General features: G+C 73.5%; 10 protein-coding genes. 3 read left to right on the forward strand and 7 right to left on the reverse strand.

Annotated features, from left to right (window positions below):
• Positions 1–65: 65 nt before the first annotated feature.
• The 6 genes from ABZ318_RS15430 to ABZ318_RS15455 form a co-directional block, all read right to left on the reverse strand.
• Complete coding sequence (locus tag ABZ318_RS15430; protein WP_356902962.1) at positions 66–989, reverse strand: glutaminase; 924 nt, start codon at positions 987–989, stop codon at positions 66–68.
• On the reverse strand, positions 986–2,071 hold the full coding sequence (locus tag ABZ318_RS15435) for an enoyl-CoA hydratase/isomerase family protein (protein WP_356902963.1): 1,086 nt from the start codon (positions 2,069–2,071) through the stop codon (positions 986–988). Before ABZ318_RS15435 ends, ABZ318_RS15430 begins: the two co-directional genes overlap by 4 nt.
• Positions 2,072–2,526: 455 nt before the next feature.
• Positions 2,527–3,210 carry a GNAT family protein gene (locus ABZ318_RS15440; protein ID WP_093877685.1) on the reverse strand — a complete coding sequence of 228 codons (684 nt, stop codon included), beginning with the start codon at positions 3,208–3,210 and terminating at the stop codon, positions 2,527–2,529.
• A 287-nt stretch (positions 3,211–3,497) separates the two neighbouring features.
• Positions 3,498–4,199: a ribonuclease H gene (locus tag ABZ318_RS15445; RefSeq protein ID WP_356902964.1), complete on the reverse strand. Its 702-nt coding sequence runs from the start codon at positions 4,197–4,199 to the stop codon at positions 3,498–3,500.
• A 61-nt stretch (positions 4,200–4,260) separates the two neighbouring features.
• Positions 4,261–5,178: an AAA family ATPase gene (locus ABZ318_RS15450; RefSeq protein ID WP_356902965.1), complete on the reverse strand. Its 918-nt coding sequence runs from the start codon at positions 5,176–5,178 to the stop codon at positions 4,261–4,263.
• A 1-nt stretch (position 5,179) separates the two neighbouring features.
• Entirely contained in the window at positions 5,180–6,388 is a 1,209-nt protein-coding gene (locus ABZ318_RS15455; RefSeq protein WP_356902966.1) for an RNA ligase, read from the reverse strand.
• Between the two features lie 192 nt (positions 6,389–6,580).
• Between ABZ318_RS15455 and ABZ318_RS15460 the strand changes: the two genes are divergently transcribed.
• Together ABZ318_RS15460 and ABZ318_RS15465 are read left to right on the forward strand one after the other, a co-directional pair.
• Complete coding sequence (locus ABZ318_RS15460; protein ID WP_356902967.1) at positions 6,581–6,889, forward strand: hypothetical protein; 309 nt, start codon at positions 6,581–6,583, stop codon at positions 6,887–6,889.
• 343 nt (positions 6,890–7,232) lie between these two features.
• On the forward strand, positions 7,233–8,426 hold the full coding sequence (locus tag ABZ318_RS15465) for a hypothetical protein (RefSeq protein WP_356902968.1): 1,194 nt from the start codon (positions 7,233–7,235) through the stop codon (positions 8,424–8,426).
• A gap of 6 nt (positions 8,427–8,432) precedes the next feature.
• Here ABZ318_RS15465 and ABZ318_RS15470 read toward each other — a convergent pair whose 3' ends face one another.
• A complete protein-coding gene (locus tag ABZ318_RS15470; RefSeq protein ID WP_356902969.1) occupies positions 8,433–9,005 on the reverse strand; it encodes an NADPH-dependent FMN reductase in 573 nt (190 codons plus the stop codon).
• 158 nt (positions 9,006–9,163) lie between these two features.
• On the opposite strand from ABZ318_RS15470, the gene ABZ318_RS15475 reads away from it, so the two are divergent.
• Entirely contained in the window at positions 9,164–10,546 is a 1,383-nt protein-coding gene (locus tag ABZ318_RS15475) for an NAD(P)/FAD-dependent oxidoreductase (RefSeq protein WP_356902970.1), read from the forward strand.
• The last annotated feature ends 127 nt before the right edge of the window (positions 10,547–10,673 follow it).

A 10,673-nucleotide genomic window follows, 5' to 3' on the forward strand; every position in this document is an offset into this window, starting at 1 on the left:
GAGGACCCGGCAGCCGACCGGCCCCGCTGACCCGCGAGGACCCCGTGCCCGGGCCCGCGGGCGGGTCAGAAGACCGACAGGCCCGTGATGGTCGTGAAGCGGTCGAGCGCGGCCACTCCCGCCACCGAGTTGCCCCGGCTGTCCAGGCCCGGGCTCCAGACGCACAGGGTGCAGCGGCCCGGGACGACAGCGACGACGGCTCCGCCGACGCCGCTCTTGCCGGGAAGTCCGACGCGGTAGGCGAAGTCGCCGGCCGCGTCGTAGGTGCCGCAGGTGAGCATGACGGCGTTGACCTGCTTGGCCTGACTGCGGGTCAGCAGACGGCTGCCGTCCGCGCGGAGTCCGTGCCGGGCCAGGAAGCCGGTGGCGAGGGCCAGGTCGGCGCAGGAGGCCTCCAGGGAGCACTGGCGGAAGTACTCGCGCAGCAGCTCGGGGACGGGGCCCGTGATGTTGCCGTAAGAGGCCATGAAGTGGGCGAGGGCCGCGTTGCGGTCGCCGTGGGCGGCTTCGGAGGCGGCGACGTCGGCGTCGAAGGCCAGGTCCGGGTTGCCGCTCTCGGCGCGGAGGAAGTCGAGCAGCGTTCCGGAGGCGTCGCCGGTCAGGCGGTGCAGCCGGTCGGTGACGACGAGGGCGCCGGCGTTGATGAACGGGTTGCGCGGGATGCCGTGCTCGTACTCCAGCTGGACGAGGGAGTTGAAGGGGTCGCCGGAGGGCTCCCTGCCGACGTGGGCCCAGAGCGCGTCGCCCTCCCCGGCGAGGGCGAGCGCGAGGGTGAAGACCTTGGTGACGGACTGCGTGGAGAAGGGGCGGCGCCAGTCCCCCACTCCGTAGACCGTGCCGTCGAGTTCCGCCACGGCCATGCCGAAGTCGCGCGGGTCGCCGGCCGCGAGGGCCGGGATGTAGTCGGCCGGGGTGCCCCGGTCCGTGAGTTCCGCGATCTCCTCGGCGATGCGGTCGAGGACGGGCTGGAAGGAGGTGTTCGCGGTCACGCGCCGCCCCGCGCCCCGCGGCCGGCGGTCGCGGCGGCCAGGCCGAGGTCGCCGTCGGCCGGCACGGCGAAGTAGCGGGCGACGTCGGCCTCCGTGACCTCGGCGAGGGTGGCCGGGGTCCAGTGGGGGTCGCGGTCCTTGTCGACGACCTGGGCGCGGATGCCCTCGACGAGGTCGGGGGTGGTGAGGGCCGCGCAGGAGACGCGGTACTCCAGGTCGAGGACCTCTTCGAGGGTGGCGAGGGCGCGGGAGCGGCGGAGCGTGGCCAGGGTCGCCTTGAGGGCGGCCGGGGAGCGCGTGAAGAGGGTCTCGGCCGCCTCCTTGGCGGCGGGCACGCCGGTGTCGAAGAGGCGCTCGACGATCTCCTCGACGGTCGGGGCGGCGTAGCAGGCGTCGATCCACTCCCGTTGCTCGGCGAGGACGCCGGCGGGCGGCGCGACGGCATGGCGGGCGACTGCCTCCTCGGCCGGCAGGTCCGTCAGGTCGCGGACCAGGGCGGGGAGTTCGGCGGAGGGCACGCAGGCGTCGGCGAGGCCCGTGAGGATCGCGTCGGCGGCGCCGACGTGGCCGCCGGTGAGGGCGAGGTGGGTGCCGAGTTCGCCGGGGGCGCGGCCGAGGAGGTGGGTGCCGCCGACGTCGGGGACGAAGCCGATGCCGGTCTCGGGCATGGCGACCCGGGAGCGTTCGGTGACGACGCGGACGGAGCCGTGCGCGGAGACGCCGACGCCGCCGCCCATCACGATGCCGTCCATGAGGGCGACGTAGGGCTTCGGGTAGCGGGAGATACGGGCGTTGAGCCGGTACTCGTCCCGCCAGAAGGCCGCGGAGGCGGAGCCGCCGGCGCGCGCGTCGTCATGGATGGCGCGGATGTCGCCGCCGGCGCAGAGGCCTCGCTCCCCGGCGCCCTCGATGACGACGGTGGTGACGGCCGGGTCGTGCTCCCAGGCGGTGAGCGCGCCGTCGACGGCGAGGACCATGGCGTGGGTGAGCGCGTTGATGGCGCGGGGCCGGTTCAGGGTGATGAATCCGGCCCGGCCCTCCGTCCGGAGGAGTACGTCGGGAGTTCCGGTCGGCACGGTCACTCGGTCCCTTCGGGTGGCACGACTCGCTGTCCCGGCCACCGTACCGGGGCGCGTCGCACCCCCTGGGACGGGGTGGAGCGGAGGGGCGGGAAGGACTCATCCGCTTCTCGCGGATCCTGATTGCACGGTGCGCGGTCCGGTGAGGGCCGCTACCCCGCGTCCTCACACCGAGTCCTTCCCGTCACCTCCATGGAACCACCGGCGGACCGGGGGCGCGAGCCCCGGTCAGCCGCGGGTGAGGCGGAAGCGGTGGCGTCCGACGGTGCTCTTGCCGGGGTCGGGGGTGACGGCCGTCACCGCGGCGGACGCGGTGGGCACGGGCGCCAGGAGGGTCCTGGCGCCCGTGACGGAGAGGGGCGGCGCATGGCACTGCCTCGCTGTCCACGGAACGTCTTCACGGTACGTGGTCACGAGGGCGCCATGCGCCACCGTCCGCTCGGGCGCCTCCGGGCGCTTCAGGCGGGCAGCAGGTCCTGGGGGACGCGCACCTGCCGGGGGGTGGAGAGGCGCAGTTCGATGATGTCCCGGACGGTGGGCCATTCCTCGTCGAGGATCGAGTAGAAGGCCGTGTCGCGGACGGCGCCGTCGAGTCCACGGGAGTGGGCGCGGCGGATGCCTTCGCAGGTCGCCCCGAGGCGTTCGATGGCGATTCTGGAGCGGGTGTTGCGGGCGTCGGCGCGCATGGTGATGCGGCGCACGCCCCAGGCCTCGAAGGCGTGCCGGAGCATGAGGTACTTGGCCTCGGTGTTGATTCCGGTGCCCCGGGCGTCGCCGGCGATCCAGGTGTTGCCGATCTCGGCGGCGTCCGGGACGGCGGTCAGCGGATCGCCGTGGGGCATGCCGGGCACCGGCGGCCACACCAGCGGGCCCCGCCAGTAGTCGAGTTCGAGGAAGCGGGTCGAGCCGATGACTCTCTCGTCGGCCGTACTGACCAGGGCGAAGGGCAGGCAACGGCCTGCCGCCTGATCGGCGAGGGCGCGGGCGATGTAGTCGAGGGCCGATTCGAGGCCATCGGGTACGGGGGTGAAGGCGTAGGCCGATCGGTCCGCCCCGCCGGCCCGGGCGAGGGCTTCGGCGTGCCGCATCGCCAGCGGCTCCAGGCGCACGGAACGCCCGGTCAGGAGAACAGGTACTGGCACGGAACCTCGGGTCTTTCACGGGCAGGGACGACTCCCGCCGCGGGGAGTCCGCGGCGGCAGCAGGAGGGGGTTCTCGCCCGGCGCCGAAAGTGTCGTGAGAACGACAAATGAGCAGGTAAAACGGTTCGCCACCGGGTGCGAGGAGGATCAGTATGCAGCCACAACCGCTCCGAGAACAGAACCCCGGGAGAACCCGCGTCCACGCGAGAGTGAAGCCTGCCGTGCGACCGGATCGAGCGGTCTCACGGGGCGGACGGGGCCGCCCGCCAGTCGGACGGCCCGTCGGTTCAGACGCAGGTGGGATGGCCCCAGCCGTCGGAGTTCTTCGCGATGCTCTCGCCCTTGTCGTAGGCACGACCACAGCGGCAACGGCCCGGGAATTTCGCGTTGAGGGTGCGGCCGGACGGGCGAGTCCCCCGGGCGGAACCCCCGCCGGAGCTCGCAGAGCCCTTACGGGGCGCAGAGGAGCGCGCCCGGGGCGTGGAGGTGCGCGTGGCGGGGTCGGCCGCGGGCAGTTCGGCTCCGTCGGCGGAGGCGAGGGGTTCCTGGGTGCGGGCGGAGTGGCTGGCCGCCCGGTCGGCGGCGTCGTTGAGGGGGTCGCCGTCGACCTGGTGCGCGGGGACGTACACGAAGTCGACGTCCCGGCCGGTGAGCAGCGCGTCGATCCGTACGACCAGGTCCTTGTTGGCGACCGGGGTGCCGGCGGCGGTCTTCCAGCCCTTGCGGCGCCAGCCGGGCAGCCAGGTCGTGACGGCCTTCATGGCGTACTGCGAGTCCATGCGGACCTCGGCGGGCAGCGCGGGGTCCAGGGCCTCCAGGAGGCGCTCCAGGGCCGTGAGTTCGGCCACGTTGTTGGTCGCCCGGCCGAGGGGGCCCGCCTCCCAGCGGTCGATCGCCCCGTCGGCGCGGCCGATGACCCATGCCCAGGCCGCGGGGCCGGGGTTTCCCTTCGACGCGCCGTCGCACGCCGCGATGATCTTCTCCAGCATCCCACGATCCTGACACGCCGAGGAGGGTGGGCGGTCCCACCCCCCTCGACGCCGGGCCGGGTCAGAAGGCGCCGTAGTTGACCTGCCAGGTGGGGAGGCCCATCCGGCGCCAGAGGGCGACGACGCGGTCGCGGTCGTCCAGGGAGACCCGGACCGCGTACCGGTGGCGCACATGGGCGTCGAAGAGCTCGGCCTTCACGAGGTCGTCGCCGCGGCCGTCACCGGAGGCGCGCATCCACAGCTCGTCGTACGGCACCTCGTGCCGGGCGAGCCAGCTCTCGGTGAGGGCGCGGTGGTCCTCGCTGCGCCCGGAGAGGAGGACGATCCGGTCCCGCTCGGAGTGCCGGAAGGCGCGCAGGGCGTCGCGGACGGAGGGGTTGACCAGGTCGCGGTCGCAGCGGCTGAAGTCGTACGGGCCCCGGTCGACGCGCAGCGCGAGGGTGCCGTCGATGTCGCACATGACGGCGGTGGGGAGGGCCGGGTCGGGGACGTAGGGCTCCCCGACGGTGGGGCGGTCGTTGAGCCAGTCCGCGGTGAGGCGCCAGCCGCCCCGGGTGGCCTTGGCGTGCTTGTCGGCGAGGATGCGGATGATCTCCTCGCCGACGGGCCGCTCGCGGGCGGCGTCGCGGCGGACGCACTCGTCGACGGGCACGCCGGTGAAGTCGTGGACGGCGAAGGTGGCCAGGCCGGCGACGGCCGCCTTGAGCCGCTTGGGGACGTGCGGGGTCAGGTGCGTGTTGTCGACGACGACGTCGAAGCCGTCGTCGACGGCGGCGCGGACCGCCGCGTCCTGGATGCCGAGCACCGTCTGCTCGTGCTTGTGGGACCGGCCGCGGTCCGGCGAGGGGACGTCGAGCATGGCGCGGAGGTCGTCGAGGTTGACGCGGCGCATCCGCCCCTCGGCCGCGGCCTGGAGGGCGCGGGCGGCCGTCGTCTTCCCGGAGGCCGGGAGGCCGGTCATGAGATGGACGACAGGCACGTCAGTTCTCCTCGTCGTGGGCGAAGGGGTCGGTGGCCTCGGGGCGCAGCTGACGCCAGACGAGGAGGTCGGTGGGGCGCCCGTCGAGGCGCAGGAAGAGGAGGGCGCGCAGGGCCCGGTCGCCGAGGTCCCCGGCGGCGCGGGCGAAGGCGGCCCGGTCGTCGGCGAGGTGGGCGAGGCGGGCGTACGCCTCGTCGACGGCCCGCTCGCGGTCCGCCGCGGCCGTCTCCAGCTTGGTGATCACCTCGCGCACCCAGGCGTCGAACTCGTCCGGGACCTGTTCGAGGAGGGCGTCGAGGGGCTTGCCGCCGGAGGCCTCGACGTCGGTGACGGCGCAGCCGAGGCCCTTGGCGAGCTCGCCTGCGGGGAGGGCGGAGAAGCGCTGGATGCCGTGGCTGCGCCAGATGTCCCGCTCGGTGACTCCGGTGAGCACCTTGTGCAGGCGCACGTACTCGCTGAGCTTGGCCTTGGCGCGCAGGCCGGAGGCGAAGCGCAGGACGAAGCCCTCGGCGTCGGTGCCGGTGGCCGGGCGGCCGCCGGGAAGGGTGTTGGACTCGGTCAGGGCGACGAGTTCGGCGACGTCCATGGCGGGCCAGGTGCGGACGACGGAGCCGATGGGCCGCCATGCCTCGGCGGCCTCGGCGAGGGGGAGTTCGGTGCCGTCCGCGCGGAAGGCGGCGAGCAGGACCAGGTCGCGGCGCTCGCCGTAGTTCACGACGATGCGGTTGCCCGGGTAGAGCATCTCGGCGAGGTAGGTGACGCCGGGGGTCAGGCCCGCGGTGTCGGCGGCGTCGAGGCGGCGCTGGGCCCAGGTGGCCTGACCGCTGGTGAAGGAGCCCTTGGAGGCGACGTGCCAGCGGTCGGCGTAGTGGAAGACGACGGCGAGGCTGCCGTCGACCTTGTCGTACACCTCGAAGGGCTCGTCGGGCAGCGGGGGCGCGTAGGGGCGGTCGCCGCTGTGCTCGGAGAGGTTGAAGAACTTGGGGAGGGGGAGCGCGACGATCCGCCCGGTGGCGTCGTCGGCGACGAGTCCGCGGCAGCGCGTGGTGGCCCGGTTCCAGTGCTGGGCGTACTGGCACGCGCGCGTGTACGTGTAGATCGACAGCGGCAGCTCGGGGTGGTGCTTGCGCGTGACGTGCCCGTTCGCGAGAGCGGCGGCGAGTTCGTCGGACGGCATCAGGTCGTGCAGAGTCAGGGTCGCCTGGCTCATGGGGTCCCTCCCGTGTGTTCGATGATCCATTCTCGGGGCGGGAAGGCCGGGGACGACACCGAATTTCGCGGTGGGGACGGGTCGGCGGGTGCGTCGGCCGGACTCCCCGTCCGGGGCGTGTCGGTGGTGCCCCGTAGACTCGCCGTCTGCCCGTCGGTGACGGAACCGGCCCAGACGAAGGAAGCGAGCCCCATGAACCACGCGGACGGCACGGCACCGATCTATGCCGAGCTCATACGGGAGCGGGGGGATGTTCCCGGTGACGTCCGCCAGACCGCGGAGGAGGTCATGCGGGATCTGAGCCGTGTGATCCAGATGCCTCCGCAGGGGATTCCCGGCCCGCAGGGCGCCGTCGTGCACGCCGGTGCGCCGCACCCCGGTGTCGGCGGGCAGATGGGCGTCGGCGGCCCCGGCGGCATGATGGGCCAGGGGGGCGTCGGAGGAGCCGGGGGCGTGATGGGTCAGGCGGGCGCCGTCGTCCCGCACCGGCCGATGCGCTGACCTCGCGGGACCTGCGCCCCGGGCCGTTGTCGGTGGCGTGCGTCATGCTGCCTCCCGAAGTGGCCCACGTCTCGACGCCAGTGGGCGGAGCGCGGTGCGTCCCACCCTGCGCCGGAGACGGCCCGCCGTGCGTCGAGCGGGTGTTGTGCTCCCTGGACGCCCTCAAGGCCTGCGCCTCGCGCGGCGGGGTCAACCGATCGGTGGACCCCGGGGTCGGCCGTCCCGCCGCCCGGGAGGGGACGGGCGGCGGACCTGACGGGGGCGGACGCGGGCGGAGGATCGGGGCAGGGCGCGGACACCCCGGCGGGGCCGTCCGCGCGGTCGCCGCACCGAGGAGTCCGTCATGCCGAAGTTCCGCCGTCCGTCCCGTGCCGCCCGGGTGCTCGTGCCCGGCGCGGTGGCCGCGGTCCTGCTCACGGGCTGCGCCCAGGGCTCCGGAGGGGCGGCTTCCGCAGGGGCGGCTTCCGCCGCCGGTGCGACGACGCCCGCCGGGGCCTCCCCCACGGCCGGGTCGGCTTCCCCCGGCTCCCCCGTCAGCGTGACGCCGGGCCCGGCCGGGACGGTCGCCCCGGGCACCCTGCTCGTCACCGACTTCGGCTCCGACACGGTCACCTTCGTCGACCCCGCGCGGGGCGCCACCGGCTCCGTGGAGGTCGGCACCGCACCGTACGGCCTGGCCGTCGGCGAGGACGGGCGCGCCTGGGTGGCGACCGCCGAGGGGGTGGCGGTCGTGGACACGGCGAGCCGCGAGCGCCTCGCACTGATCCCGTACCGCACGGACACCGGGCCGGTGACCACGGGCGAGTACCGGGGCGGTGGCATGGGCATCGCGCTCGCCCCGGACGGACGGCGGGCGTACGTGGGGGTCAACGTGCCCGGTGGGAACGGCACCCTGGAGGTCATCGACACGGCGGCGCTGAAGGTCACGGACACCGTCCCGGTCGGCCGGCGCCCGTTCGACGTGGACGTGTCGCGGGACGGCGCCGAGGTGTACGCGACGGACCACGACTCCTTCGACGTCACGGTCGTCACGGCGAGGACGCTGGAGCCGCGCCGGATCGAGGTCGCCCCGTACGGCACAGAGGGCGGGCTCGGCTCCTGGCTCAAGCCGCACTACACGGCCGTGCGGCCCTCGGACGGGAAGCTCCTGCTGCCCTTCGAGGGCGAGCGGCTCGCGGTGGTCGACCCCCGGACGGGCCGGACGACGATCGAGCCGATGACCGCGAACACCCATCAGCACGGCGCGACCGTGACCGCCGACGGAACACTGCTGGCGGTCGGCACCGGGCCGATCGACCCGGACGCGGACCGCGGCCCCTCCCTGACGGTGCGCACGCCCGACGGGTCCGAGCGGGTCCACCCCCTGGAGGGTCCGCACGAGAGCGTGGCCGTGTCGCGCGACGGCCGCACCGCCTATGTGACGGGCGGCTTCACCCGGGACGGGTACTGGGACGGTCTGACCGTCGTCGACCTCGGCACGGGCGACACCCGCCGTCTTCCGGCGGGTTCGCGACCGCTCGGGATCGTCGTCCTCTGAGGCGGTTCAGCGCTGGGGCGGCAGGACGGTGAGGACGCGCTCCACGAAGGCCTTGAAGTCAGCCATGAAGTCGCTCAGGAACTGCTGGGTCGTAGGGTCGGTGACCTCGCCGTCCTCGCCGAACAGCCCGGGGGTGAACTGGATGTACGCCTCCGGGGCGTTCATCTGCGGGGAGTTGCAGAAGCTGAGCACCGACCGGAGGCTCTGCTGCGCGACGGCCGTGCCGATCTTGCCGGGCGAGGCGCCGATGACGGCGGACGGCTTGTGGGTGAAGGAGTTCGTGCCCCAGGGGCGGCTGGCCCAGTCGATGGCGTTCTTGAGGGCGCCGGGAATGGACCGGTTGTACTCCGGTGTCACGAAGAGGACCGCGTCGACGGCCGCGATGGCCTCCTTGAGCGCCTTGCCCTCGGGCGGGTAGTCGGCGTCGAAGTCGTGGTTGTAGAGCGGGAGGTCCTTGATGGGGATCTCCCGGAACTCTAGGCCGGGGGGCGCGACACGGATCAGGGCCCGGGACAGGACCCGGTTGATGGACTTCGTCGAGAGGCTGCCGACGAAGTAGCCGACCTGGTAGGTGCTCATGCGCGCTGTCCGCCTTCCGCTGGGGGTGCTTCCAGAGGCCTTCCACGGGGCCTTCGTCGGGCCTTCCACGGAGCCTTACGCAACGTAACCCGATGAGCGGCATGTCACCAATCACGATAAAAAGGGGGAACCACGACTCATACGGAAAGGCGGACAGCGTGACGCGACCGAGGATCCTCGTGGTGGGCGCCGGTTTCGCCGGGGTGGGCTGCGTGCGGCGGCTCGAACGGCGCCTCGCCGAACGGGAGGCGGTGATCACGCTCCTCTCCCCGTTCTCGTACCAGCTGTACCTGCCGCTGCTTCCCCAGGTGGCCGCCGGCGTGCTGACCCCGCAGTCGGTCGCGCTGTCCCTGCGGCGCAGCCAGCGGCACCGGACCCGGATCGTCCCGGGCGGTGTGGTCGGCATCGACACGGCGGCGAAGGTCTGTGTGGTGCGGACGATCTCCGGCGAGTTCGTGACGGAGGAGTACGACCACCTCGTCCTCGCGCCCGGCAGCGTGACCCGCACCTTCGACATCCCGGGACTCGCCGAGCACGCGCGCGGGATGAAGACCCTCGCGGAGGCCGTCTACATCCGCGACCACGTCATCGCCCAGCTGGACCTGGCGGACGCGAGCGACGACGAGGAGGAGCGGGCCGCGCGGCTGCAGTTCGTCGTGGTGGGCGGCGGGTACGCGGGGACGGAGACGGCGGCCTGTCTCCAACTGCTCACGCACAACGCGGTCAAGCGGTATCCCCGGCTCGACCCCGCCCTCATCAAGTGGCATCTGGTGGACATCGCGCCGAAGCTGATGCCCGAGCTGGGCGACAAGCTGGGCGCCGCCGCCATGGACATCCTGACGAAGCGCGGCATCGAGGTGTCGCTCGGCGTGTCGGTGGGCTCGGTGGACGAGGAATCGGTGACGCTCACCGACGGTCGGGTGCTGCCGAGCCGGACGCTGATCTGGACGGCCGGCGTGGCCGCGAGTCCGCTGATCGGCACGCTCGGCGCGGAGACCCTCCGGGGCCGGCTCGTCGTCTCGGCCGAGATGAACGTGCCGGGCCTCGACGGGGTGTGGGCACTGGGCGACGCCGCGGCCGTCCCCGATCTCGCCAAGGGCGAGAAGGGCGCGATCTGCCCGCCGACCGCGCAGCACGCGATGCGGCAGGGCAAGGCCGTCGCCGACAACCTGGTCGCGACGCTCCGGGGCGAGCGGACCCACCCGTACACCCACAAGGACCTGGGGCTCGTGGTGGACCTGGGCGGCATGGACGGGGTGTCGAAGCCGCTCGGCGTGGAACTGCACGGGGCGCCGGCCCAGGCCGTGGCCCGCGGCTACCACTGGGCGGCGCTGCGGACCAATGTGGCCAAGACCCGGGTGATGACGAACTGGTTGCTCAACGCCGTCGCGGGCGACGACTACGTACGGACCGGGTTCCTGGCCTCGAAGGCGGGGACGCTGCGGGACTTCGAGTACACCGACGCGTATCTGACGCCGGAGCAGGTCCGCAAGCACACGGGTTCGTTCCGCGGGGCGGTGGGCTCGGGCGGCGGGCACTGACTCCGCGCGGCGGTCGACCCAGGCGGCCGGAACCGGCTCCGCGCGGCGCCCGCGGGTGAGGTCGTCCCAGAGGGGCAGCGGCGCCAGCATCGGGTCGGTGCCCGCGAGGATCCCGTCCTCGGCGTGC

The sequence above is a fragment of the Streptomyces sp. NPDC006197 genome (assembly GCF_040613865.1).
Classification (GTDB): Bacteria; Actinomycetota; Actinomycetes; order Streptomycetales; family Streptomycetaceae; genus Streptomyces.